The organism is Pseudomonas sp. GW821-FHT10B02, from assembly GCF_059415665.1.
Map to the genome: position 1 here is coordinate 1 of NZ_JBWKNR010000003.1, position 24563 is coordinate 24563.

At 60.4% G+C, this 24563-nt stretch carries 21 protein-coding genes; 9 read left to right on the forward strand and 12 right to left on the reverse strand.

All coding sequences use genetic code 11. The features are described 5' to 3' along the window. Positions 1-186: 186 nt before the first annotated feature. Entirely contained in the window at positions 187-1077 is an 891-nt protein-coding gene (locus AC07OF_RS05705; protein WP_157191458.1) for a formate/nitrite transporter family protein, read from the forward strand. Between the two features lie 9 nt (positions 1078-1086). Here the strand turns inward: AC07OF_RS05705 and AC07OF_RS05710 are convergent, their stop codons facing one another. Continuing rightward, the gene (locus AC07OF_RS05710) at positions 1087-2187 is read right to left on the reverse strand and encodes an MBL fold metallo-hydrolase (RefSeq protein ID WP_495072654.1); all 1101 of its coding nucleotides are present in this window, start codon (positions 2185-2187) and stop codon (positions 1087-1089) included. 126 nt (positions 2188-2313) lie between these two features. Here AC07OF_RS05710 and AC07OF_RS05715 point away from each other — a divergent pair, with 126 nt between their 5' ends. Continuing rightward, a complete protein-coding gene (locus AC07OF_RS05715) occupies positions 2314-3390 on the forward strand; it encodes a diguanylate cyclase (RefSeq protein ID WP_495072655.1) in 1077 nt (358 codons plus the stop codon). 56 nt (positions 3391-3446) lie between these two features. Continuing rightward, the gene (locus AC07OF_RS05720; RefSeq protein WP_495072656.1) at positions 3447-6035 is read left to right on the forward strand and encodes a bifunctional diguanylate cyclase/phosphodiesterase; all 2589 of its coding nucleotides are present in this window, start codon (positions 3447-3449) and stop codon (positions 6033-6035) included. Positions 6036-6058: 23 nt separating this feature from the next. On the opposite strand, the gene AC07OF_RS05725 is transcribed toward AC07OF_RS05720, so the two are convergent. Further along, positions 6059-6382: a DUF2025 family protein gene (locus tag AC07OF_RS05725; protein ID WP_157191454.1), complete on the reverse strand. Its 324-nt coding sequence runs from the start codon at positions 6380-6382 to the stop codon at positions 6059-6061. Between the two features lie 210 nt (positions 6383-6592). Here AC07OF_RS05725 and AC07OF_RS05730 point away from each other — a divergent pair, with 210 nt between their 5' ends. Beyond that, entirely contained in the window at positions 6593-7807 is a 1215-nt protein-coding gene (locus tag AC07OF_RS05730; protein ID WP_157191453.1) for a GAF domain-containing sensor histidine kinase, read from the forward strand. On the opposite strand, the gene AC07OF_RS05735 is transcribed toward AC07OF_RS05730, so the two are convergent. Continuing rightward, positions 7746-8663 (reverse strand): LysR family transcriptional regulator, encoded by a 918-nt coding sequence (locus tag AC07OF_RS05735; RefSeq protein ID WP_342624478.1) that lies wholly within the window; start codon positions 8661-8663, stop codon positions 7746-7748. The two genes, AC07OF_RS05730 and AC07OF_RS05735, sit on opposite strands and share 62 nt — an antisense overlap. A 121-nt stretch (positions 8664-8784) precedes the next feature. On the opposite strand from AC07OF_RS05735, the gene AC07OF_RS05740 reads away from it, so the two are divergent. Beyond that, positions 8785-9543 (forward strand): SDR family NAD(P)-dependent oxidoreductase, encoded by a 759-nt coding sequence (locus AC07OF_RS05740; protein ID WP_495072657.1) that lies wholly within the window; start codon positions 8785-8787, stop codon positions 9541-9543. Here the strand turns inward: AC07OF_RS05740 and AC07OF_RS05745 are convergent. Then, a complete protein-coding gene (locus AC07OF_RS05745; protein ID WP_495072658.1) occupies positions 9540-10328 on the reverse strand; it encodes a LysR family transcriptional regulator in 789 nt (262 codons plus the stop codon). The genes AC07OF_RS05740 and AC07OF_RS05745 overlap by 4 nt on opposite strands. Before the next feature lie 100 nt (positions 10329-10428). Here AC07OF_RS05745 and AC07OF_RS05750 point away from each other — a divergent pair, with 100 nt between their 5' ends. Then, positions 10429-11154: an SDR family oxidoreductase gene (locus AC07OF_RS05750; protein ID WP_495072659.1), complete on the forward strand. Its 726-nt coding sequence runs from the start codon at positions 10429-10431 to the stop codon at positions 11152-11154. Here the strand turns inward: AC07OF_RS05750 and AC07OF_RS05755 are convergent, their stop codons facing one another. The 6 genes from AC07OF_RS05755 to AC07OF_RS05780 form a co-directional block, all read right to left on the reverse strand. Continuing rightward, positions 11155-12024: an efflux RND transporter periplasmic adaptor subunit gene (locus tag AC07OF_RS05755; RefSeq protein ID WP_495072660.1), complete on the reverse strand. Its 870-nt coding sequence runs from the start codon at positions 12022-12024 to the stop codon at positions 11155-11157. A gap of 11 nt (positions 12025-12035) precedes the next feature. Continuing rightward, positions 12036-12242, reverse strand: coding sequence for a DUF1656 domain-containing protein (locus AC07OF_RS05760; protein ID WP_038607973.1), 207 nt, complete (start codon positions 12240-12242; stop codon positions 12036-12038). After that, complete coding sequence (locus AC07OF_RS05765; RefSeq protein WP_495072661.1) at positions 12229-14217, reverse strand: FUSC family protein; 1989 nt, start codon at positions 14215-14217, stop codon at positions 12229-12231. The genes AC07OF_RS05760 and AC07OF_RS05765 overlap by 14 nt, the downstream gene beginning before the upstream one ends. Before the next feature lie 178 nt (positions 14218-14395). Beyond that, entirely contained in the window at positions 14396-14512 is a 117-nt protein-coding gene (gene ccoM, locus AC07OF_RS05770) for a cytochrome c oxidase subunit CcoM (protein WP_038616278.1), read from the reverse strand. 134 nt (positions 14513-14646) lie between these two features. Next, the gene (locus AC07OF_RS05775) at positions 14647-14808 is read right to left on the reverse strand and encodes a hypothetical protein (protein ID WP_198325402.1); all 162 of its coding nucleotides are present in this window, start codon (positions 14806-14808) and stop codon (positions 14647-14649) included. Positions 14809-14887: 79 nt separating this feature from the next. Continuing rightward, entirely contained in the window at positions 14888-15217 is a 330-nt protein-coding gene (locus AC07OF_RS05780; protein WP_157191447.1) for an aspartate-semialdehyde dehydrogenase, read from the reverse strand. Between the two features lie 202 nt (positions 15218-15419). Here AC07OF_RS05780 and rapA point away from each other — a divergent pair, with 202 nt between their 5' ends. Continuing rightward, positions 15420-18266 (forward strand): RNA polymerase-associated protein RapA, encoded by a 2847-nt coding sequence (gene rapA, locus AC07OF_RS05785; RefSeq protein WP_157191446.1) that lies wholly within the window; start codon positions 15420-15422, stop codon positions 18264-18266. A 240-nt stretch (positions 18267-18506) separates the two neighbouring features. Next, positions 18507-20783: a putative bifunctional diguanylate cyclase/phosphodiesterase gene (locus AC07OF_RS05790; RefSeq protein ID WP_495072662.1), complete on the forward strand. Its 2277-nt coding sequence runs from the start codon at positions 18507-18509 to the stop codon at positions 20781-20783. Here the strand turns inward: AC07OF_RS05790 and AC07OF_RS05795 are convergent. After that, positions 20683-21570: an NAD(P)-dependent oxidoreductase gene (locus AC07OF_RS05795; protein ID WP_038607960.1), complete on the reverse strand. Its 888-nt coding sequence runs from the start codon at positions 21568-21570 to the stop codon at positions 20683-20685. The genes AC07OF_RS05790 and AC07OF_RS05795 overlap by 101 nt on opposite strands. A gap of 199 nt (positions 21571-21769) precedes the next feature. On the opposite strand from AC07OF_RS05795, the gene AC07OF_RS05800 reads away from it, so the two are divergent. After that, entirely contained in the window at positions 21770-23953 is a 2184-nt protein-coding gene (locus AC07OF_RS05800) for a hypothetical protein (RefSeq protein ID WP_157191444.1), read from the forward strand. A gap of 181 nt (positions 23954-24134) precedes the next feature. Here the strand turns inward: AC07OF_RS05800 and AC07OF_RS05805 are convergent, their stop codons facing one another. Further along, on the reverse strand, positions 24135-24440 hold the full coding sequence (locus tag AC07OF_RS05805; RefSeq protein WP_038607954.1) for a DUF2288 domain-containing protein: 306 nt from the start codon (positions 24438-24440) through the stop codon (positions 24135-24137). Between the last annotated feature and the right edge of the window lie 123 nt (positions 24441-24563).

Sequence of the window (24563 nt, forward strand, 5' to 3'; positions counted from 1 at the left end):
AGTTTTCCGTTCCGACTGCGCCGGAAGTGGGGCGAATTATAGAGAGATCCACAGGCACGTCAAGGACTTATTTCAAATTGGTTTCAGATAGCTATATATAGGTACTTCAACCAATACCCTGCAAGCAGGCAACTAAACGGGTTCGGCGCTGATCTGTAGTAGAGGCACCCCATGTGAGCCACTGCCATGAGCGAGACCGAAAGCAGCAAAACCCCGGGCCTGTCAGCGGATGAAGAGCAGGAAGTCAGCCAGAATCAACCGCCCCGTGCCGCCGTGTTACACGAGATCATCCGCTATCAGGGTGACCAGGAGCTGGAACGCACCCTGGCCGCCCTCTGGTGGTCGGCGCTAGCCGCCGGGCTGAGCATGGGGCTGTCGATGATGGCGATGGGACTGTTCTATGCGCGGCTGCCGGAAGGCGACAGCAGCCAGGTGATTGCCAGCCTGGGTTATTCGGCCGGCTTTCTGGCGGTGATTCTGGCGCGCCAGCAACTGTTTACGGAAAACACCCTGACTGCCGTGCTGCCAGTCATGACTGAACCGACGCTGAACAACCTCGGACGTCTGCTGCGTTTATGGTCTGTGGTTCTGCTCGGCAACCTGGCTGGCACCATATTGGTGTCTTACGTGATGCTGAACCTGCCGATCTTCGACAGCAAGACCGACCAGGCCTTTCTCGATGTCGGTCGCAAGGTGATGGAGAACGACCTGAGCCAGATGTTTGCCAAAGGCATCATCTCTGGCTGGATGATCGCCACCATGGTCTGGATGATTCCCTCCATGGAGCACGCCAAGATCTGGATCATCTTGATGATCACTTACCTGATGGCGCTCGGCGACTTCACTCATATCGTCGTAGGCTCGGTGGAAGTCTCTTACCTCGCCTGGGCCGGAGAGGTCAGCTGGCAGGTGTTCTGGCTGGACTTCGCCGCCCCTACCCTGGTTGGCAACATTATCGGTGGCAGCTTCATCTTCGCCCTGATCAGTCATGCCCAGATACGCAGCGACAGCGGCAAGCCCCCTTCTCCACCCGCGACACAGAACAAGGAAAAAGCGCGCGAACGCTCACGACAGTAACCGGCGCGCCTACAGCTCCTTCATCGCCATCACCCGCTCGCCAGCCGAATGCGGTTGGCGCTGCGGTTTGGGCAACCACCAGGCCGGACCGCTATGGGGCTGGTCGAGGCTGACCCGCTCACCCATCTGCGGAGTACTGAGCGACACCTGAGCGGCATTGGCCAAGGCCAGAATACGATCGAACGGCTCATGCCAGCTGTGAACCGAGAGATCGAAGGTGCCGTTATGCACCGGCAGCAGCCAGCGCCCGCGCAAGTCTTTATGCGCCTGCAGGCTTTGCTCCGGCTGCATGTGCACATTAGGCCACTCAAGGTTGTAGGCACCGGTTTCGATCAGGGTTACATCGAACGGGCCATATTGCTCGCCAATCTGTTTGAAGCCGTCGAAGTAGCCGGTATCGCCGCTGAAGAACAGCCGCAGGTTTTCCTCCAGGATCACCCACGACGCCCACAGGGTGCTGTTGCTGTCGAACAGCCCACGTCCGGAAAAATGCTGCGCCGGGGTGGCAACGAAACGGATGCCCTCGACCTGGGTTTCCTGCCACCAGTTCAGCTGGCGAACTTTGGACGCCGGAACCCCCCACTCGATCAACAGGTCGCCAACGCCCATCGGCGCCAGAAAATGCTCGGCCCGATCGGCCAGCTGGCGTATCGCCTGTTCATCGAGGTGATCATAGTGATCATGAGAAAGGATCACTGCGGTCAGCGGCGGAAGCTCTTCAAGTTTGAGTGGTGGCTGGTGAAAGCGCTGGGGGCCGGCCCATTGCACCGGCGAGGCGCGTTCGGCAAATACCGGGTCGGTGATGAAGAAGCGCTCGTGCAGTTTCAGCAGTACCGTGGAGTGCCCCAGGCGCCACAGGCTGCGATCCGGCGCTTCGAGCAATTGCTGACGGCTCAGAGGCTGCACGGCAATCTCTACATCCGGTCGGGTTCCCGGCGGCTTGCCAAGGAACAGGAACTTGAAGCCGATGCGCAGTTTTTTAAACACGCTGTCTTGCGGCAAGGCCCGCTGGTTGTGGTATCGCCCATCCTGGCGCTGCGCCGGTTCACCGGCCTCGGGGAGCAAAGGGGCCATGAGTAGAAGCACTCCAAGGATAAGGGCTAATTTCATGTTACCCCAAGGTGGCTGCATCAACCGTGAAATGGCTTGTAAGGCCATTTTTCAATAGCCTGCGATTGTTCAACAATATTCACACGTTTTATGCGATAAACGGCGCCCCGGAATAGACCAGCTACCATGATGGATAATAGAAGCGGCAAGGGACTTTCATTTGTCAGGAGAATATACCTGCCGCGCATTATCGGCCTGGGCATCGGCATGCTCAGTGTCATGGCCGGCATTTCAACCCTGCAGATGCCAGTGTGGGTCTGGGGCCTGCTGCTGTTCAATGGCCTGATCTGGCCACACCTGGCGTTTCAACTGGCTCGACGCGCCGCCGTCCCCTATCACGCCGAATACCGCAACTTGCTGGTCGATTCGTTGATGGGTGGATTCTGGACTGCCGCCATGCAGTTCAACCCACTGCCCAGCGTGACCATCCTGGCAATGATGGCGATGAACAACTTCGCCGCGGGTGGTCAGCGCCTGTTCTTCAAGGGGCTCTTTATCCAGGGCCTGGGTGCAGGGCTTTCGATTGCCCTGCTCGGTGCCGGTTTGCAGCTGCAGGCGACGCCTCTGCAGGTTTACGCCTGCCTGCCAATGCTGACCCTGTATCCGATGGCGGTCGGCTGGGTCTGCTACCGGCTGGCAATGAATCTCTCCGAGCATAAACGCCGCCTCAGCGCCCTGAGCCGCACCGACAGCCTGACCGGCCTGCTCAATCACGGTTCATGGAAAGACCTGCTGCAGCTCAAGTTCCAGACCTGCCAGCAACAACATTGCCAGGCGGTGATCGCGCTTATCGACATCGATCACTTCAAAGCCATTAACGATACTTACGGACATGTGGTGGGCGACTGCGTACTGAGTCAGCTCAGCAATGAGCTCAAACTCGGCTTGCGCGAGGACGATCTGGCCGGCCGCTATGGCGGCGACGAATTCTGCCTGATCCTGCCCAACACCAACCTTGAGCAAGCCAGCCTGGCCATGGAGCGCCTGCGCGAGCGGGTTGGCAGCTACCGCAATCCACAGTTGCCGGAACTGCGTATCAGCTTGAGCATCGGCCTTGCCAGCTGCCGCGAGGGTCTGGCTGACGCCCAGGACTGGCTCAACGAAGCCGACAAAGCCCTGTATACGGCGAAGAAAAGCGGACGCAACCAGGTCAATTTCGCCCAACCGGACCTCACAGCGCTGAAGCTGGCCTATCCTGATTGAACGTTCGCCCGGCGGCGCAGCCGCCGGGACGCAACTCACCAAGGATCAGGATGCGTATGGACAGGATCGTCGAGGTTTCGTCTACCAGCCCGCCCCCCACCCTGCAAACGCGTAAGCTCATCGCCAGTATCGCCACGCTGTTTGCCCTGGCCTGCCTGATTGCCCTCGGGGCCTTGTTCAACATTGCCACCTCGCTCAACGCCGACGAACGTGAAAAAAGCAGCTTCTACGCGCACAAAGCACTGGAGCAGCGGCTTGAGGCGGCCAGGCAGTTCCTCTCCAGCTACGCCGTATGGGATGCCGCCTACGAGCACCTCAATGGCGCTGCAGACCTGAAGTGGGCCCATGAAGAAAAGAACGTCGGAGACTCGCTGTACACCGCCAGCGGCTTTGAAGGGGTGTTCGTGGTCGATGACCACAGCACCAAATACGCCTTGTTCAAAGGCCAGCTCAGCAGTGCACCGGCCAGCACCTATATAGATGACGCGCTGGCACCGATCATTGCCCAGGCCCGGAACGTTGCCGCCGAGCGCCAGCAGATCACCCGGCACATATTGTTCAATGGCTGGCCGGCAGTGCTGTCGGCCGCTGCCATCCGTCCTGACGATGAAGAGCTGGGCATTGACCCGCAAACCACCTCGGTAATGATTTTCGTCGACCAGTTGACCCCGGAAAAACTGGCCAATCTGAGCGCCGGCGCTGGACTGACAGGGATGCGCATCGAAAAAACCGGGGCCTTGGCGGCCGACGAGTCGAGCCTGCCCCTGGGCACTACCGGCTACCGTCTGGAGTGGCTTACGCCGCGCCCAGGCGATCAATTGCTCTGGGCTGTGCTGCCGCCGTTGCTCGGCGCCATGCTGGTGCTCGGGCTGTTGATGGTCTACTTCTTCCGCTACGCCTTGCGTACTTCGCGGGAAATCGACGGTACCCTGCAGCGCCTGCAGGCCAGCAACCTGGCTCTGGAAGCCAGCGAACAACGTTTTCGAGCAGTAGCCGAGGCCGCCTCGGACTGGATCTGGGAAACCGACCGCCACCATCGTTTGAGCTACCTGTCCCAGCGTTTTGTCGCGGTGACGGGGTTCAGCACCGAGGACTGGCTGGGACAACCGATCAATCAACTGCTCAGTTGCGAAACCACCCCCCTGACCCTCTGGCTCGACAACCAGGCCGATTCCGACCCGGGGCAAATGGCCAATCTGCGTTGCGGCTATCGCGACCAGAATGGTCAGCTGCGTTTTTGCCGGGTGTCGGCGCGCTCGATCATGATCAAAGGCAAGCTCGCCGGGTTTCGCGGCACCGCCAGTGACATCACCGATGAAGTGGCAGCCCACGCCCGCATCCAGCACCTGTCCATGCACGATGCACTGACTGGTCTTGCCAACCGTAACAAGCTGTCACGCTTTCTCGAACAGGCGCTGCTCAAAGGCCAGGACGCCGCCCCCTTGACCTTGTTGCTGCTGGACCTGGACAGCTTCAAGCCGATCAACGACTCCCTCGGCCATGCCGCCGGCGATGCGGTGCTGCTGGAAGTCGCCACCCGCCTTCGCGAATCGACCCGTGACGGTGACCTGGTGGCGCGCCTGGGCGGAGATGAGTTCGTCCTGGTCATGAACGGCATGGACAGCCGCAACGAAATCGACCGCTTTTGCGCGCGCCTGATCGACAATCTGCACCAGCCGATCCACTTCGAGGAGCAGATTCTGCACGTCGGCGCCAGCCTGGGTGTCGCCCAGACCCGCCTGCAGGGTTTTGATGCCGGCGAGCTGATCCGCTGCGCCGATATCGCCCTGTACCAGGCCAAGGCCGATGGCAAAAACACCTGGCGCTACTTTTCGCCGGAGATGAACGAACAGATCCAGTACCGCCGTCAGCTGGAAAACGACCTGCGCAAAGCGCTGAAGAACAACGAATTCGTCCTCCACTATCAACCGCGCTATCGCCTGGATACCTTGCAGATCGTTTCGGTCGAAGCCCTGGTGCGCTGGCAGCATCCGGTCGAGGGCCTGCTGGGGCCGGATACCTTCATTCCGTTGGCAGAACAGACCGACCTGATCGTGCCTCTGGGGCGCTGGGTGTTGCGCGAGGCCTGCGAGACCGCACGCAGTTGGCCGCAAGAGCTGCTGGTCTCGGTCAATCTGTCGCCCGCACAGTTTTCCCGCAGTGATGTGGTCAGCGACGTCTACAAGATTCTCGTCGACACCGGCTTTCCCGCCCAGCGCCTGGAACTGGAGATTACCGAGAACGTCATGCTCAACGATATCGAAGGCGCGCTGGGCACCATGACGGCGCTCAAGGAGCTGGGCGTGCGCCTGAACATGGATGACTTCGGCACCGGCTATTCGTCACTGGGCTATCTGCGCACCTACCCCTTCGACAGTATCAAGATCGACAAGCGCTTCATTGCCGGCCTGAGCAGTGACGGTAACGACCGTGCCGTGGTCCAGGCGATCATCAACCTGGGTAAGGCCATGGGCCTGACGGTTACCGCCGAGGGGGTGGAAACCGAGCAGCAACTCAAGGCCCTGAGCAAGGAAAAATGCCACGAAGTTCAGGGCTTCTACCTGAGCAGGCCGATCGACAAGCAGGCTTTCGAACAACTGTTGCGCCAACCTGTGGGAGCGGGCTTGCCCCGCGATGCGATGTAGCTGACAGCCCGCTCCTACCGGGATTACGTGCGCAGGCGCCGTTGCGCGGCAATCTCCGGCAGGTCGCGGCGACGCAGGTAAATCCGCAATGGCTCGCTGACATTGAGTCGCTCATCAACATTCTGCGCCAGGAGAATTTCGATCAGTGCGCGGCTCAGGGTCATGACTTCGCCCTCGCCGTCCTGCCAGACGAATTCGCTGCTGGGGGTGATGCTGTCATCGGCGACGTCCATGCCGAAGGAGTCTTCGCTGAAGCGCACGATATGCTTGCCCAGCTTGCGGTGAAAGCCGACAAAACCCTTGAGCTGGTCGGCGGCGGCACAGATATCCTGTGATGTGATGTGCATGTCAAACCTCACTGAAGCATCCACAAGGACGCAGGACGAAAGGGATTGGCACGCGGGGCGATTGTGGTCTCTCTCTGCTGGAGCGACTCGAGGTCCAAGGTTAATGGAAAATCCTGGCCGACGGGTACGGATTTTTTCGGCCGATCCAGGCCGGCTCGCCAGACTTGACCCACACTGATTGTTCAAGTCGCCAGCTGCCGTGAATGATCGATGAACAACGCTATTACCGCCGATATCGCCACGATAGGCCGGATCAACGTGGTGCCGGCCATCTTGCAGGTAATCTGTGAATCCACCGGCTTGCGTTTTGCCGCCGTGGCCCGGGTCAGTGACAACAGCTGGACCGCCTGTGCGGTGCTCGACACCCTGGGCTTTGGCCTCAAAGTGGGCGGCGAGCTGGACCTGACCTCTACCCTGTGCCACGAAATTCGCGGCACTCACCGGACCATAGTGATCGACAAGGCCAGCGAGGACGAGCTGTACTGCAACCATCCCACGCCGCGAATCTACAGGTTCGAAAGTTATATTTCGGTACCGGTGTTTCGTACCGATGGTAGCTTTTTCGGCACTATCTGCGCATTTGACCCCCAGCCTGCAGCGCTCAAAGGCAGTCCCATCCAGCCGATGATGGAGTCCTTCGCACGCTTGCTGTCGATCCAGATAGAAAGCGAGGAAAACGCCCAGAAAACCGAGCAGGCCCTGCAAAAGGAACGGGCCATGGCCGAGCTGCGCGAGCAGTTCATTGCCGTGCTCGGCCATGACCTGCGCAATCCGCTGTTTGCGATCACGGCCGGGGCCGAACTCTTGACTAAACGCCTGCCGGATGAAAAAAGCCGGACCATTGCCCAGCACATCCTCACCAGCGGTCGGCGCGCTACACAGCTGGTGCGTGATGTTCTGGACTTTGCCCGTGGGCGCCTGGGCAATGGCATCACCGTCAATATCCAGCCGTGCCCGGACCTGGGCGATGCCCTCAGGCACGTCGCCTCGGAACTGCAACGTGTTCACCCGCAGCGCCAGATCAGTCTGCACATCGGCGACTTGAGCGGCGTCAATTGTGATCGCGAGCGGGTCTCCCAGTTACTCTCCAACCTGATAGCCAATGCCCTGACCCACGGTGCCCAGGACCAGCCGGTAGACGTCAGTGCACAGATTCGTGATCGAGCCTTCGTGCTCGGCGTGCATAACGTTGGCGCACCGATTGCCCCGCAGGTTCTGGCGCAGCTGTTCCAACCGTTTTCTCACCCGCTGAACGACACGGTGCAATCCGGCCTGGGGCTGGGTCTGTACATCGCCAACCAGATCGCCCTGGCCCATGGTGGGCGAATGGAGGTGATCTCGAGCCAGGAAGCTGGAACCCTGTTCAGTTTCCGCCTGCCGCTTGATCCAGACGAGGCTCAAGCAACGCTGCCAGCCAATCCATGAACGCACGCAGGCGCGGCGGCACATGTTGCTGCCTGGCATAAAGCAACGAAACCGGCATCGGCGGCGGAACGAAATCCGCCAGCAGCGCCACCAGTTCGCCGCGATCCAGATAGCCTTGCAGCCCTGCCGCTGGTGCCTGAATCAGACCAAGCCCGGCCACACAGGCACTTTCATAGGCCTCGGTACTGTTGACAGTAACGGCCCCGGCCATGGGCTGAACCTGCAAGGCACCGGCTTGCAGGTACTCGAAACCCGGACTGCGGCTGCCCAGGTTCTTTACATAGTGGATCAACTGGTGGTGATGCAGGTCGGCCAGACTCTCTGGCACGCCATGACGCTGTAAATAGCGTGGACTGGCGCAGTTGATCTGAGCGAGGAAACCCAGCGGCCGGGCAATCAGGTCCAGGTCACTCAAGGTGCCGATGCGCAGCACACAGTCGAACCCCTCACGCAACAGGTCGACCTGACGATCCGTGCAACTGATCTCCAGCTCGATCCCCGGGTGACAGTCAATGAACTGCGGCAGGTTGGGCAGAATGATACGTCGCGCCATCAAGGTCGGCAGATCGATGCGTAAACGACCGATCAGCGCGGCCTTTTCACTGTGGAACAGGCCTTCGATCTCATCCATGCGCGACAACAGGTCTTTGCTACGCTCGTACAGATGCAAGCCATCCTGAGTGGCCTGGACCCGCCGCGTAGTGCGATTCAACAAGCGCGTACCGAGCAGGCTCTCCAGGGCCCTGACCTGCTCGGAGACCGTTGATCGCGGTAGCCCCAGACTTTCCCCGGCGAGGGTGAAACTCGACAGCTCGCTGACCCGGACAAAGGTACGCAGCAACTCCAGCTTGTTCATGGTTGCAGGCTCGATTGTTCGCAAGTACCGACCAGTATTTCCGAAAACCGTGGATTTATCAGCATTCAGCCGACCAATAGACTTTCTTCGACTTCTCCCCTCTCACCCCGAGGTACAGAGCATGAATCGGAAAATCGCATTGATCACCGGCGCCAGCCGCGGCCTGGGCAAAAATACCGCGCTGCACCTGGCGGCCCAGGGCATCGACATTATGGGCACCTATCACAGCAAGGCGCAGGAAGCCCAGGCGCTGGTGCAGACTCTGGAGCAATCAGGTGTGCGCGCCGCAATGCTGGCACTGGATGTCAGCGACAGTGGCAGCTTCGACAGCTTCGCCGAGCAATTGCGCCAGACCCTCAAGTCGCTGTTTGGCCGCGAGCAGCTGGATTTTCTGGTCAACAATGCCGGTATCGGCATCAACGCGGCGTTCAGCGAAACCAGTGAGGCGCAGTTCGACCAGCTGTGCAATATCCAGCTCAAGGGGCCGTTTTTCCTGACTCAGCGGCTGTTGCCGTTGATTGCCGACCAGGGCCGGATCGTCAATATTTCCACCGGCCTGACCCGCTTCGCCCTGCCCGGCTATGCGGCTTATGCGGCGATGAAGGGCGCCATGGAAGTACTGACTCGCTATCAGGCCAAGGAACTGGGGGCGCGGGGCATCCGCGTCAACATCCTCGCGCCGGGCGCCATCGAGACCGATTTTGGTGGCGGCGTGGTCCGCGACAACACCGAGGTCAACGACTTTATCGCCAGCAATACCGCCCTGGGCCGGGTGGGCTTGCCGGATGATATCGGCGCGGCAGTCGCACTGCTGCTCGGCGAGGGTGGCGGCTGGATCAATGGCCAGCGTCTGGAAGTGTCGGGCGGTATGTTCCTTTAAGCGACCTGCACGCCGCCCAGGGCCTGATGCAGTTGTGCAAGCACTGGCAGTTGCAGAGCCTGAGCAGCAAAACATAGCCCCACCCGGCGGGTCAGTGCCGAACCTTGCCAAGGGCGCCACTGCAGCCCGGGATGGCGCTCGACCAGCGACTGTGGCAACAACGCTGCCCCCAACCCTGCGGCGACCATCGGCACGGCCTGCTGCAGGGAACCGGCATGCCCGACCTGCTCGCCATTGCCATAGAACGCGAGCAGGCGTTGATGGGAAACGTGCTGCGGGCAGGTGATCCAGCGGTCAGTCGTGCTACTGCCTGTGGCCATGGCAAACACGAAAGGCTCATCCCAGAGCGCCAGGAATAACTCATCCTCACAGCACAAGGCTTCGACCCCGAGCCGCGCATCGCCGACACAACCGTCGAGCAAGGTCAGTTGCACAGCGGGGACAGCCTGAATGGCCAAGCGGACAAATGCCTCAACCTGACTGGCGGCGATATCCGCTTCTACACCCAGTTGCAGTGGCAGGCGGTCCTGCCCCTCGCGGAAACGTCGGCTCAAGGCCTGAGCCTCAGCTACCAGGCGTTGCGCCTGTGGGTATAACTGCCGGGCCTGTTCACTGACCTCGACACCACGCGCCTGACGCAGGAACAGCGTGACACCCAGCTCCTCTTCGAGCTGGCGGATGGTGACCGATAATGTCGGTTGGGCGACACACAGCCGTTGCGCAGCCGAGGTGATGTTGCGCTCCTCGAAGACCGCAAGAAACGCCTTCAGATGGCGAACATCCATAGGTAATTCCGATACCAGCGAGAGAAATAAGCCGTTTTTCAGACGAAACCCAAGCAAATACACTTGAGCCATTGAAATCAATTATGCCTTGGAGACCATCATGCACAAACCACTGATTATCATCACTGGCGCCAGTTCGGGTATCGGCGAAGCCACCGCACGCCTGCTGTCGAACGCGGGGCATCCTTTGTTACTGCTGGCCCGGCGCCTGGAACGAATGCAGGCCCTGGCCCTGCCGAACTGTCTGTGCCGTGCCGTGGATGTCCGTGACCGCGGGGCCTTTGTCGCGGCCGTGAAAGAAGCTGAAAGCCTCTATGGCCCGGCCGATGCGCTGGTCAACAATGCCGGCGTGATGCTGTTGGGGCAGATGCACGAACAGGACCCCGATCAGTGGGAGCAGATGCTCGACGTCAACGTCAAAGGGCTGCTCAATGGTATCCATGCCCTTGTAGGCGGCATGATCGAGCGGCGCCAGGGCACGATCATCAATGTCAGCTCGGTGGCCGGACGCAAGACCTTTCCCAACCATGTGGCCTATGTCGGCACCAAGTTCGCCGTGCATGGCATTTCCGAGAACCTACGCGAAGAAGTCGCGGCCCACAATGTGCGGGTGGTGACTATCGCTCCGGGCGCGGTGGAAACCGAACTGCTTGGGCATACCACCGATGCCGGGATCAAGGACGGCTACCAGGCCTGGAAAGCCGAAATGGGCGGTCAGGTGCTCAGCGCCGAGGATGTTGCCGGCGCTATCGCCTATGCCTACCAGCAACCGCAGCATGTGTGCATCCGCGAAATCGTTCTGGCCGCTACACGCCAGCAGCCTTGATCAGCGCTGCACCTGGTCTTCACGCACCTGCACGCTGGCGGTCATGCCTGCGCTCAAGGTTACCCCCTCGGGAACCTGGTCCAGTTTGATCCGCACCGGAATGCGCTGGGCCAGGCGCACCCAGTTGAAGGTTGGCTCGACTTCGGCAAGCAACTGACTGTCGGGGTTGGCATTGCGGTCGGTGATACCGCGGCTGATGCTTTCGACGTGCCCCTGCATGGGCTCGCCGGCGCTCATCAGCCAGACCTTGACCGGGTCGCCGACACGGATGCGCGGCAGTTTGGTTTCTTCGAAATACGCCTGGACGTAGAAGGTCGAGTCGTCAATCAGCGCCATCACCGGCTGCCCGGCATTGACGTAGTTGCCCTCGGCCAGGCGCAGGTTGGTGATATGGCCATCGCGCGGTGCCTTGACCTGGCTGCGGGCCAGGTTGATCTCCGCCGCCTTGACGTCGGCCTGAGCCTGGCGCAATTCACCACGGGCCACTGCGGCATTGATCTGTGCGTTTTCACGCAGTTCGGTGCTGATCGCCTGCGGCCCCAAAGCGGCACGGCGCGAAGCTTCATGCTCGCGCAGGCGTAACTGCTGCTGGCGGGTTTCGGCCACAGCGCTGGCCTTGTCCAGCGCCGCTTCGAAGCGGTCACGATCGATCGACATGAGCAATTCGCCAGCCTTGACCTGCTGGTTGTCCTGCACCTTGAGCTCGCGCACCCAGCCGGAGACGTCCGGGGCAATGATTACCACGTCGGCGCGGATTTTCGCATCGCGGGTCCACGGGGTGAGCATGTAGTACTGCCAGAGTTTCCAGCCGGCAAACACCGCTACTGCCACCAGGCACAAGGTTACTGCGATACGTAGCAATGCACGCATGGTCACTCTCCTTACAAAGGCCCAAGTCCCAGGGTTACCAGGGTCAATACACAAATGAACAATGCGCAATCGAACAACGCCTCATGCCAGACCCAACGCCCCAACGGGGTCAGGCGCAGCAGCAGGCGCACGGCAGCGGTCAGCACCAGGGCCAACACCACGTAAATCAAAAACGGGCTGAGCAACACACCACCCAGCGCCCACTCACGCAACCCCATGAATTTCCTCCTGTCGACGGCACCATTTGTCCCAACTGCGCTGCAACTGCAACACCGCCCCCACCGCCAGGCGTATCGGATCGCTGGGGGGTTGGCGTTGCAGGACCTCGATGAACGCGGCACTGGCGGCATCCAGGCGCTGGCCTCTTCCCGGCGCCGGGCCTCGTGCCAGCACCGCTTCCAGTTGCTGCAGATACTCGCGGTCGGCGCCTGCCAGCGGTGCGCGGGCAACGGCCAGGCAGTGGCGCAAGTGCAACAGCTCATCGCCGATATCCAGGCCATGCACGCCATCATCCCAACGGCCGCGCTCCTGCTCGGTCAATGCCGAGTAATGCCGCGCCAGCTGCAGCAAACGGTCGGCCATACGGCCACCAAACCAGGTATCGGCGCCGCGCAGCTCACGGCGAGTCAAACGCACCAGGTCGTTCTGGGTCGCGGCGCGCAGGCGGCGGCCGTGCCAGGCCGGATTACGCAGCACCAACAGTTTGAACGCCAGCACCGCCGCCCCCACGCCGATCAACATGGCCTGGGCACTGTTGAGAAAGCTCGCAACCTCAAAGCTCATGGCATTGAGTGGCGCTACCAGGACGATGAAATGCAGGCAGTAGGACGTGGCGGTCGCCCCGATACGCGGGTTGGCCATGCCCAGTGCGCCAAAGAACAACGGCACACCCATGGACATGCACAGCATGGGAAAGCCGCTCCACTGCGGCAGCAGGATCTGCCCGACCACAAATGCGACGGGGATGGCCAGCAGGATCCCGCGCAGAAAGCTCATACCGATCTGCGCGCCGTTCTCACGGCTGGCAAACAGGCTGCAGACCACACAGGTCAACACCAGGCCGCCAGGAGCCGCGGTCCAGGCGGTGGCCAGCCAGAAACCGGCCATGGCCAGAAAAGCCAGGGCGCTGCGCGAACCGAACAACAGTGCCAGCGGCAGATCACGATGCGCGGCCAGGCTGTCGGGGACATCCGCGGGTGCCTTGCCCTCCTCCACTGCGCTTAAAGCCAGGGTCGCGGCCATGGCGTTGTCCAGCAGCAAGGTCAGGCGTGCCAGACAATAATGTTCGGCCGAGCTGATGCTGTCATCGTGCGCCGCATCCCAGACCCGTTGACGCAGGCGTAACAGGCCGGCCTGATCGGGTACGGCCAGGGCATCATGCACCTCATCAAGCCAAGGCTGCAGATGTAGCGCCTGGGCTTCGTCCAGCTGTTGCCACTGCCGCCGCACTGAACGGGCGATGCGCAGGAGAATCAGCAATTTCTGACTCAATCCGCGGATTGCCCTGGCACGCTCTCGGCCAAGACGCCCCTCGAACCAGGCATGTTCACGCTGGGCGTCGACGGCAACGATGCGCCCGAGAATTTCCAGCAAGCCCTTGCGCGCCTGAGCTTCACCGGTCAGGGTCGCGCTGGCCGCCTGCAAGCCACTGAGCCAGGCCTGGCGCGCCTGTCCCCCTAGCTGTTGTTCAACGCGCATGGGCCAGAGCAAGGCGCTGGTCACCGTGGCGCAGACAATCCCCAGGCAGATCTCGGTACAGCGCGCCACGGCCTGGTCGAACACCGCCAGCGGATGATTGATCGCCGGCAAGGCGATGATCGCTACGGTGTAACCGGCCAACACGAACGAATAGGCCCAGGCGCTGCGCAGCATGGTCGAGCCAGCGGTGCACAAGGCCAGCCACAGCGCCAAAGCCAACAGGAACAACCAGGGCGTCTGTGCAAACAGCCCCATGAACAGCACTGACATGGCCGTGCCGACCAGGGTCCCGAACAGCCGTGCCAGGCCTTTTTGCAAAACCATGCCCGACAAGGGCTGGGCAACAATAAAGGCCGTCATCAGTGCCCAGGCCGGTTGCTCCAGTCCCCAGCGCAGTGCCAGCCACAAGGCCAGGCCACCGCCCAGCAAAGTCTTGATGGCAAATTGCACGGCGAGTTTGTTCGGCGCCAACAGGGCCTGCAAAGTGATGGGCACGGGACGAACCTTGGCTGACTGTGTTGTAACGATAGACAGGATGGGGTGAAAGAATCAGGAACAGATTATTAGCTAGCTAACTAATAAAAGTCCAGCACAGCGGAAAGGTTTCTTGCGGACAAAAAAAGGGGCGACCGAAGTCGCCCTAAATGCCTTGCGTGCTCGTGTACCGGAAGAATCAGCGCTGTTTGCGCTTGTTCGAGTCCTTCCAGATGAAAATTCCGAATCCGACAAAGAACAGCAGCATCAGGCCGACTGTAATGACTCCAGCGATAACCACATTATCGAAGAACATGTCGGCCTCCATTTGCCTGTACCTGTCTGATGGGCTCAAGGTAACCAATGGATGACGAAAGGAAATTGATCGAGGTCAATAGCGCCCGGAACCGGGCGCGCAAGGCGGGTGCAGGCTTGACCTGCATCAAGTTTTCAACGCTTCTTGGGTTTGCCCTTGGGCTTTTTCTTGGTCTTGCCCAGCGGCATGGCCTGCTCGAACGCCTGGCGCACTTCGTTCAGGCGTTTTTCATTGAGGTCGTGGACACGCCGGGCGCGTTCGGCACCGAGGTCGATCAGGTTGTCATCTTGGCTCATGGTCTGACTCAGGAAGCGGACTGCGATCCGTTCATAATGAAGGCTGTTGCCTGCGCTGACCAGTGACAGCACTGCACGCTCAGACTTCGATATCCACCAACAGCCCCTGACGCGGCTGTTCACCCATCAGTGGCGCAACGGGCACGGTGTTGTCAGCGTTGACTTCATCTCCCGGCAACGGCTGGTAGAGCTCGTCGTCTCTGGCCGACTGGCGTCGGCCCTGGTGGCGTCGCTGCTCTTCACGCAGCAACAGCGCCGATTTTTCCGGGTCGCGGTGTTTCAGGTCGATCGCCCCTTCACTGGACGTTGGCTGCGCAGGCACCACCGGCTTGATGTCGGGGGTCGGCTTGACCGGGTCCAGTTGCGATGTCACGGGTGCAGCACTAAGCGGAATGATGGGCGGCAGCATGGGGTAGATCTCCTGTCGCCACTGTGTCGGCTAGCCAACAGAGGCCTTGAGCCAACAAGCAAGAATATGAGGGGCTGATTACAGCAAGCACTGGCTCGAAGTGTAGCTGCAGCGGTTTTTGTCGCTGATATTGCTAGACTCTTTGGTCTGCACAGTCCTATCCGTTAAGATAGTCGGCTTTTCAAAGCGGGAGTCAGGCAGTATGGCGCAGCAGTATCAACCGGGGCAACGCTGGATCAGCGACAGCGAAGCCGAGCTAGGTCTGGGGACCGTTCTGGCACAGGACGGCCGCTTGTTGACCGTGCTCTACCCGGCCACTGGCGACACCCGCCAGTACTCCCTGCGCAATGCGCCCCTGACCCGGGTGCGCTTCTCGCCCGGTGACCAGATCACCCACTTCGAAGGCTGGAAACTGACCGTTCGCGAGGTCGATGACGTCGACGGCCTGCTGGTTTACCACGGCCTCGACGGGCAGAACCAGGCCTGCACCCTGCCAGAAACCCAACTGTCGAACTTCATCCAGTTCCGCTTGGCCAGCGACCGCCTGTTCGCCGGACAGATCGACCCGTTGCCGTGGTTCTCGCTGCGCTACAACACCCTGGAACACACCAGCCGCCAGTTGCAATCCGCACTGTGGGGTCTGGGCGGCACCCGCGCCCAACCTATCGCCCACCAGCTGCATATCGCCCGCGAAGTCGCCGACCGTATCGCCCCACGGGTACTGCTGGCCGATGAAGTGGGCCTGGGCAAGACCATCGAGGCCGGCCTGGTGATCCACCGCCAGTTGCTCTCGGGCCGTGCCAGCCGTGTGCTGATCCTGGTGCCGGAGAACCTGCAGCACCAGTGGCTGGTAGAGATGCGCCGCCGCTTCAACCTGCAGGTAGCGCTGTTCGACGCCGAGCGCTTTATCGAAAGCGACGCCAGCAACCCGTTTGAAGATGCCCAGTTGGCGCTGGTCGCCCTGGAATGGCTGACCGAAGACGAAAAAGCCCAGGACGCGCTGTTCGCCGCCGGCTGGGACTTGCTGGTAGTCGACGAAGCCCATCACCTGGTCTGGCATGAAGAGCAGGTCAGCCCTGAGTATGGGCTGGTCGAGCAACTGGCCCAGGTCATTCCTGGTGTCCTGCTGCTGACCGCAACCCCTGAGCAACTGGGCCAGGACAGCCACTTCGCGCGCCTGCGCCTGCTCGATCCGAACCGTTTCCATGACCTGGCGGCCTTCCGAGCCGAAAGCGAGCACTATCGCCCGGTCGCCGAAGCGGTACAGGAGCTGCTGGACGAAGGTCGCCTGTCGGCCAAAGCCCACGCCACCATCGAAGGCTTCCTCGGTGCCGAAGGCGAAGCCCTGCTCGCTGCGGTCAACGACGGCGACACCCAGGCCAGCGCGCGTCTGATTCGCGAGCTGCTCGATCGCCACGGTACCGGCCGCGTACTGTTCCGCAACACCCGTGCCGCCGTTCAGGGCTTCCCGGAACGCAATCTGCACCCTTATCCGCTGCCAAGCCCCGATCAATACATGGAGCTGCCGGTTGGCGAACACGCCGAACTGTACCCCGAGGTGGCATTCCAGTCTCAGGGCGACACCGACGAAGAAGAACGCTGGTGGCGCTTCGACCCTCGGGTCGACTGGTTGATCGACACCCTGAAGATGCTCAAGCGGGTCAAGGTTCTGGTGATCTGCGCCCACGCCGAAACCGCCATGGACCTGGAAGACGCCCTGCGCGTGCGCTCCGGGATTCCGGCCACGGTGTTCCATGAAGGCATGAGCATCCTCGAACGTGACCGCGCCGCCGCCTACTTCGCTGACGAAGAATTCGGCGCGCAAGTGCTGATCTGCTCGGAAATCGGCAGTGAAGGCCGCAACTTCCAGTTCGCCCATCACCTGGTGCTGTTCGACCTGCCTGCCCACCCTGACCTGCTCGAGCAGCGTATCGGTCGTCTCGACCGTATCGGCCAGAAGCACACCATCGAACTGCATGTACCGTACCTGCAGAACAGCCCGCAAGAGCGCCTGTTCCAATGGTACGACCAGGCACTGAACGCCTTCCTCGCCACCTGCCCGACCGGCAACGCCCTGCAACATCAGTTCGGCCCACGCCTGCTGCCACTGCTCGAAAGTGGTGACGACGGTGAATGGCAGGTTCTGGTCGATGAGGCCCGCGCCGAGCGTGAGCGCCTGGAAGCCGAGCTGCATAGCGGTCGCGACCGCCTGCTGGAGCTCAACTCCGGCGGCGCTGGCGAAGGTCAGGAACTGGTCGAGGCGATCCTTGAACAAGACGATCAGTTCGCCCTGCCGATCTATATGGAAACCCTGTTCGACGCCTTCGGCATCGACAGCGAAGACCACTCGGAAAACGCCCTGATCCTCAAACCGAGCGAAAAAATGCTCGACGCCAGCTTCCCGCTGGGCGACGACGAAGGTGTGACCATCACCTACGACCGCAACCAGGCGCTGTCTCGCGAAGACATGCAGTTCATTACCTGGGAACACCCGATGGTCCAGGGCGGCATGGACCTGGTGCTGTCCGGTTCGATGGGCAACACCGCGGTGGCGCTGATCAAGAACAAGGCGCTCAAACCCGGCACCGTGCTGCTCGAACTGCTGTACGTCAGCGAAGTGGTCGCTCCGCGTGCCCTGCAACTGGGCCGTTACCTGCCACCGGCGGCACTGCGCTGCCTGCTCGACACCAACGGCAACGACCTGGCCTCACGGGTATCGTTCGAAACCCTCAACGACCAGCTCGAGAGCGTGCCAAAGGCCAGCGCCAACAAGTTCATCCAGGCCCAGCGCGATGTGCTGACGCCACGGATCAACAGTGGTGAAGCCAAGATCATGCCGCGTCACGCCGAACGTGTCGCCGAAGCCCAGCGTCGCCTGGCGGCGGAAACCGACGAAGAGCTGGCACGTCTGACCGCATTGCAAGCGGTCAACCCTAGCGTGCGCGACAGCGAGATCGAAGCGGTTCGCAAGCAACGTGAACAAGGCCTGGCAATGCTGGATAAAGCCGCGCTGCGCCTGGAAGCGATCCGGGTATTGGTCGCCGGATAAACTCAGTCTGTCGATCTCATCGCGGGGCAAGCCCGCTCTCACCAGGATTACATCAATCACGGTGGGAGCGGGCTTGCCCCGCGATGCTTTAGAACCCCCCGCTATTACCCCAATGCCCAAATCGTAGAAGTCAAAGTGCCATTAATCCGCATGGGTTAGTGCCCTCTTTCTATACTCCTGCAGAACAGTCTCCAGACAGGCTTTTGGGGGACGAGTGAAAACTCGACAAAGAGGCAGGCTATGGAGTGGCTGGGGCTACAGATGCTCGTCGATCTTCCGGCAAACGGACAGATCATTCTAGAGTGCCAGTACAACCCTTACCTGGTCGTACTTGCCTTTCTGGTCGCTGGCGCAGGCAGCTTCGCCACCTTGAGCATGGCTGAACGCCTGAACCATGTAGAGCAGCCCGTGGCCCAGCGCCAATGGCGTCTGCTCGGCGCCTGCTGCCTGGCCGGTGGTGTCTGGGCCCTGCATTTCATCAGCATGCTGGCCTTCCAGGCGCCCATTGAGCTCCACTACGACTTCGCCCTGACAGGCTTGTCGTTGATCGTCATGCTGTTCGCCGGCTGGCTGGCGATGAACACCCTGGGCCGCAATGACCTGCGTGTCCGCCATTTCCTCCAGGTGGCCACCTGCATTGGCCTGGGTATCGCTGCGATGCATTACATCGGCATGTCCGCGATGCGCTCCAACGCCGAACAATTCTATCGTCCGGACATGTTCGCCGCCTCGATTGCAGTTGCCATCATCACCAGCCTGCTGGCCCTGTTGCTGGCGCGCTACTTTCGCTATGGCAGCGGCACCCTTCATCTGTTGCTCAAATACGCGGCCAGTCTGTTGATGGCCGGCGGCATGTTCGCCACCCACTTCACCGGCATGGCGGGCATGACCCTGATTATCCCCAACGACGCGGTGGTGGTCCTGCCAGGTACCGACAACAACCTGCAACTGGGCCTGACCATCGCTTTCATCACCCTGCTGGTCAGCGCCAGCAGTATCAGTGCCGCCCTCTCCGACCAGAAGTTGCAAAGCAAGGAGCACGACCTGCGCCGGGTCAATGTCCTGCTCAGCCAACTGGATCAGGCGCGGGTGTCGCTGCAGCAGGCCGCTCATTACGACGCCCTGACCAACCTGATCAACCGTCGCGGCTTCAATCAGGTGTTTGCCGAGCGCCTGGTCGAACAGAGCAGCAATGAAGGCATGCTGGCGGTGATGTTCCTCGATATCGATCATTTCAAACGAATCAACGACAGCCTTGGTCACGATGCCGGCGATGAGCTGCTCAAGGTCATTGCCGGCTACATCAAGGCGGCGACCCGTAGCCAGGACGTGGTGGCCCGCTTTGGTGGTGACGAGTTCTGCATCCTGACTGCCTTGAGCAGCCGCGAAGAAGCCCGGCACCTTGCCCAACGCATCATGCAAAAAATGAAAGAGCCGATCGACCTGGCCGGACGGCGCATGGTCATGACCACCAGCATTGGTATCAGCGTCTTCCCCGACGATGGCCGCAGCTGTGATGAACTGCTCAAGAATGCCGATCTGGCGCTGTATCAGTCCAAAGGCTGCGGACGTAACAGCCTGAATTTCTTCAATAGCAGCCTCAAGACCCGCGCCACGCTGGAGCTGCAACTGGAAGAAGAGCTGCGCATCGCCCTGCTCGAAGAGCGGGGCCTGCGTATTCACTACCAGCCGATCTTCGACTTGCACACCGGTCAGGTGGCCAAGCTTGAAGCCCTGGTGCGCTGGCAACATCCGCAGCACGGTTTGCTCAGCCCGGAGCGTTTCATCGGCATCGCCGAAGCCAACGGCCTGATCGCCGACCTTGATCTGTGGGTGCTACGCCATGCCTGTGAAGACCTGGCGCAACTCAATCGTCATGGTTATGGCAGATTGAAGGTCACGGTCAATTGCTCGGCGGTGACCCTCGGCCGTGAAACACTGGTCAGAGAAGTTGAGGACGCCCTGCAACGGGCAGGGCTTTCAGCCGGTCAGCTGGAACTGGAAGTCACTGAAAACGCGCTGATGGGCAACATTCACAGCACCATCGCACTGCTCAAGGGCATTCGCGCCCTCGGTGTCTCGCTGTCGATCGATGACTTCGGCACCGGCTACTCATCACTGGCCTATCTCAAGCGTCTGCCCCTGGACACCCTGAAGATCGATCGTTCCTTCGTTCAGGATGTACCGCACTGCCGGCAGGACATGGAAATTGTCCAGGCCATCATCGTCATGGCCCATACCCTGCACCTGCAGGTGATCACCGAAGGCGTGGAAACCATGGAGCAATACCAGTTCCTCGCCCAGCAGGGTTGCGATTTCGTCCAGGGTTATCTGCTCAGCCGCCCCGTCCCCCTGGGTGAGCTGCGCGCGATCCTCAGTCAACTTGACCAGCGAGACGAATCGTCGCTGGTCAGCTTCAATCCTTACGCCGGTACAGATCGATCAATGTCGCCGGATCTTTTTGCAGATAGCCCTGACTTCCGTGCAAGCGCATCAGCTGCGCGGCCAGGCCACTGAGCGGCGTTGCCGAACCCTGTTCGCGCGAAAACTTCACTGCTGTATCCAGATCCTTGAGCAAGGTACGTACATGCCATTTGACCGGTTCGAAGCAGCTCTGCGCCATTTGCGGCGCCAGAATCTGCAACGGCCTGGAATCGGCAAAGCCACCGGCCAGGGCTTCAGCAATAAGGCTGGCATCGACGCCGGATTGCTCGGCGAGCGCCACCACCTCGGCAATCACCAAAGCGTTGCAGGCCACGATCATCTGGTTGCAGGCCTTGGTCACCTGCCCAGCCCCGACCGGGCCCATATGGGTAACCCGTTGGCCCAGGGTCAGCAACACCGGGCGCACGCGTTCAAGGTCTGGCGCATCGCCACCGACCATAATCGCCAGACTGCCCGCCTCGGCCCCTGGCGTGCCACCTGAGACCGGCGCATCGAGCCAGCTCATGCCACTGAGCGCAGCCAGTTCCGCGGCCATCTCCCGGGTCGCGGTCGGCTCCAGGCTGGAGAAATCCACCAGTAACTGCCCGGCCTTGGCCCCCTTGGCCACACCTTCAGGCCCGAACACCACCTCACGCACCACCGCCGTATCGGCCAGGCACAAGAGCACCAGATCAGCCGCCTGACACAGCTCGGCCGGAGTCTCCACCTGCCGCGCGCCCGCCTCGACCAGCGCTGCACACTTGTCCGGCGAACGGTTCCAGACGGTCAACGGATACCCCGCCGCCAACAAGCGCCGACACATCGGCAATCCCATCAGACCGATTCCGGCAAACCCCAGTGAAGGACGTGCAGTGCTCATGAACAGCTCCAGACAGATTAAAGAAGTTGAAAGATTGGACGATTCAGTTTGCAGGCGTGGCAAGGAAAACTCCTATAGCACTAGGGCAGACCCCTATCGCTCACGCCAAATGCGCACTGATACAGTCGCGAAACTTATCCAGTGATGGCTCTATGATATCTACTAGAACAGCCACCCACCCCCAGGCAAATGGCGCAAAATGACCTCCAAGACTACTTCTGCCAACGCGGTTTCCGAGCTGACTTCACCCACTCCCGCGTTCAGCGCTCCAGTGCCCAGAGAATTCTACAGCCCGCGAACGCTTAACCCGCAGCAGTACCTGTATTTCACCGAGCCCGATATCCAGCGCATCCTCGACAACCTCGACGGCCTGCGCGATCTGGTGTTTCCGCCCAGTGTCCACGTCGAAGACGATAGCCAGCTACGCCTGGATCAGCAGTTCCCATCAGTCTGCCTGATCGGCCTGGGCCGTTGCGGCTCGAACATCGCCCTCGATGTCGCCGAACTTGTATACAACGCCCGCACCTTCTATCTCAACGAATTCAACAACGAAGATCGCGCCGGCAGCGAGCCCAGCTACAGTCCCGCACGCTGGATCCGCAACAACCTGCGCCTGGTACAGAACAAGGGCAGCAAGCCGGTGTTCCTGGTTGAGCCGCTGGTAATGCTGGGCGACCTGGACAAAGACATTGCCGGTCGTATCCGCTTCTCGCGCAAGGGTGAAAAAAGCGGCTTCATCCGCGACTACAGCAAGATGAAGATCATGGACCTCTCGGAAGTCCATGCCGGGGGCGCCGGTAACGCGCCGATCCTCGGCCAGTACCTGGCCAAGATCATCCTCAACAAGGAAACCCATCGTTTTTCCAGCGCCGACTGGAAGCTGATCCACTCGTATCTGATCGACTCCTGCGGGATCAAGGCCAACCAGTCGCGGTTGTACTTCTACATTTTCAGCGCCGGTGGTGGTACCGGTTCGGGCATGGCCTCGGAGTTTGGCCTGGCCCAGCAGTACTCGTACATGAACAAGACCTTCGACACCAAGCCGGCCGACGAAAACGACGGTAAGAGCGGGCACTCGTTCGTCTTCGAACCGATCTTCACCAGCGGCATCTGCGTGCTGCCGAATATTTCCGATCATCGCAGCGAAATGTCCGAGGCTTTGCACATCAACGCCGGACGCCTGTTGTGCAAGTACCTGTCCGAAGAGTGGGACTTCTCCTACAACTTCGACAATGAAGACAGCAGCGAAGCCAGCGTCATGGGCCGTATCCGCCCTTGGAACGCGATGATGCTGATTTCCAACGACATCATGCGCTACGCCGAAGAGAATGATGACGGCAACATCCAGAACATTGATGTCAATGCCATGGAAAAGCACGCCAACCAGTACATCTCCCAGCAGATCTTCAACATCCTGACCGCCCAGGCGGTGACCACCGACTACGACCAGAATTACTTCCGTCGCGCCGGCATCGACATCGGCGAAACCATTCGCCTGGATGCCAACGACCTGTTCATGAGCCTGGCCGGCCCCGTGGCAATTGCCTACGCCGAGTCCGTGGTACCGGAACAGCCGTCACCGAATTCGGATAAATTCAAAGTGTTCGAGAAGGACCAGCCGCGTCTGAACATCGACGACCTGTTCTTCCGCTCCATCGACCTGCCGCACTTCAACAAGGTGACCCAGGCGATCGAAGGCATCAGCCTGTTGCCGATCGAGTCCAAGCGCTATCGCGCAGCGCTGGAACAGTACAAGGCCTCCGGTTATGACGCGGCAGCCCTGCACGACCTGCACTTCTTCAAGAACTGTTCGTCGGTGGTGTCGATCGTCTCGCTGCCCAAGGACTACAAACTTTCGTACATGGACCTGAACCGGCTCAAGACCCACCTCAACAGCCTGTTCCCCAACACCACCCTCAAGCGTTATGCCCTGGTGATCGGCGCTTCGGCGAACCTGTCGCTGACCACCCTGATCGCCAAGAGCCCGTGCCTGTCGGACGACTTCCTGACCTTGATCGTGGCCTTCATCAAGCGCTGCTTTGCGCGTAACCCGTACCGTTTCGACGACACCCTGGACAACGCCATCCTGGAATTCATCACCAGCGATACCTTCGATGAAGAACGCATCGATGATTTGCTCAATGAATTCGAAAACCCGGCGAAAATCCTCGATACCAACTGGTATGCGATCAAGCCGATGTACGAGAAGAAATACCGCGAGCTGATCAACGACAAGAGCAAGTTCGTCTCGATCAATGACATTCGACTGTCGCGCGAATGCGTGAAGAAGGCCGTGAAGTACCTGCGCGAAATCTTCCGTCACCGGATCGGCAAGACCCGGGTGATTTCGCTGAACAGTCATACTGGAAAAGTGGATTACTGATCAGAAGCATCGCGGGGCAAGCCCGCTCCTACAGGTAATCCTGTGGGAGCGGGCTTGCCCCGCGATCTGTTACCGTTAACGTTAAGCACACTCAACTGTTACCAACAGCCACCCTCGCTGAACAGTCCCGCGCACCAAAATCTCCTCGCTGCTTGTTTTCACGCACCAATCTGGGGCGCACTCAGGCTTTTTTCTTTTCCTGAATCACAATAAACGGCGAAACCACCACCGCCCAGATCTCTGGATCGCGGCTCTGAAGGTCTAGCGCTTGCTCGGCGGACAGCGGGCCAACAGTGCCAGCATTGCGCCATGCAGCGAAGGTTTCGCTGCGGTTCTCGGCCATTGCCTGTGCAACTTCGATCAGGTCCAGGTGCTCGCTGACCCAAATCAGGTCACCTTTGGCCCAAAAACGCTCCAGGGCTTTCCACTCGATTACTGCGGTCTCGCCGAGCAGTTTGGCATAGAGGGTGCTTGGTTGATCAGTCATGGGTTCCTGCCAGAAATAATTCGACTACTGTAAGAGGTCGGTATTTTTGCAGAAAAACCCGGTTTCAAATAAGTAATTGATCGAAAAGGACTTGAAAGCGAAGGATTGCCACGGGAATCAGGG

Bases quoted from the DNA above. Each gene is read 5' to 3' on its own strand.
- AC07OF_RS05750 (WP_495072659.1), top strand. From the start codon at position 10,429: ATGCACAAACCACTGATTATCATCACTGGCGCCAGTTCGGGTATCGGC.
- AC07OF_RS05720 (WP_495072656.1), top strand. From the start codon at position 3,447: ATGGACAGGATCGTCGAGGTTTCGTCTACCAGCCCGCCCCCCACCCTG.
- AC07OF_RS05805 (WP_038607954.1), bottom strand. From the start codon at position 24,440: ATGACTGATCAACCAAGCACCCTCTATGCCAAACTGCTCGGCGAGACC.
- AC07OF_RS05705 (WP_157191458.1), top strand. From the start codon at position 187: ATGAGCGAGACCGAAAGCAGCAAAACCCCGGGCCTGTCAGCGGATGAA.
- AC07OF_RS05795 (WP_038607960.1), bottom strand. From the start codon at position 21,570: ATGAGCACTGCACGTCCTTCACTGGGGTTTGCCGGAATCGGTCTGATG.
- AC07OF_RS05760 (WP_038607973.1), bottom strand. From the start codon at position 12,242: ATGGGGTTGCGTGAGTGGGCGCTGGGTGGTGTGTTGCTCAGCCCGTTT.
- AC07OF_RS05735 (WP_342624478.1), bottom strand. From the start codon at position 8,663: ATGAACAAGCTGGAGTTGCTGCGTACCTTTGTCCGGGTCAGCGAGCTG.
- AC07OF_RS05780 (WP_157191447.1), bottom strand. From the start codon at position 15,217: ATGCTGCCGCCCATCATTCCGCTTAGTGCTGCACCCGTGACATCGCAA.
- AC07OF_RS05745 (WP_495072658.1), bottom strand. From the start codon at position 10,328: ATGGATGTTCGCCATCTGAAGGCGTTTCTTGCGGTCTTCGAGGAGCGC.
- AC07OF_RS05710 (WP_495072654.1), bottom strand. From the start codon at position 2,187: ATGAAATTAGCCCTTATCCTTGGAGTGCTTCTACTCATGGCCCCTTTG.
- rapA (WP_157191446.1), top strand. From the start codon at position 15,420: ATGGCGCAGCAGTATCAACCGGGGCAACGCTGGATCAGCGACAGCGAA.
- AC07OF_RS05755 (WP_495072660.1), bottom strand. From the start codon at position 12,024: ATGCGTGCATTGCTACGTATCGCAGTAACCTTGTGCCTGGTGGCAGTA.
- AC07OF_RS05725 (WP_157191454.1), bottom strand. From the start codon at position 6,382: ATGCACATCACATCACAGGATATCTGTGCCGCCGCCGACCAGCTCAAG.
- AC07OF_RS05800 (WP_157191444.1), top strand. From the start codon at position 21,770: ATGACCTCCAAGACTACTTCTGCCAACGCGGTTTCCGAGCTGACTTCA.
- AC07OF_RS05730 (WP_157191453.1), top strand. From the start codon at position 6,593: ATGAACAACGCTATTACCGCCGATATCGCCACGATAGGCCGGATCAAC.
- AC07OF_RS05740 (WP_495072657.1), top strand. From the start codon at position 8,785: ATGAATCGGAAAATCGCATTGATCACCGGCGCCAGCCGCGGCCTGGGC.
- AC07OF_RS05775 (WP_198325402.1), bottom strand. From the start codon at position 14,808: ATGAGCCAAGATGACAACCTGATCGACCTCGGTGCCGAACGCGCCCGG.
- AC07OF_RS05715 (WP_495072655.1), top strand. From the start codon at position 2,314: ATGATGGATAATAGAAGCGGCAAGGGACTTTCATTTGTCAGGAGAATA.
- AC07OF_RS05790 (WP_495072662.1), top strand. From the start codon at position 18,507: ATGGAGTGGCTGGGGCTACAGATGCTCGTCGATCTTCCGGCAAACGGA.
- ccoM (WP_038616278.1), bottom strand. From the start codon at position 14,512: ATGTTCTTCGATAATGTGGTTATCGCTGGAGTCATTACAGTCGGCCTG.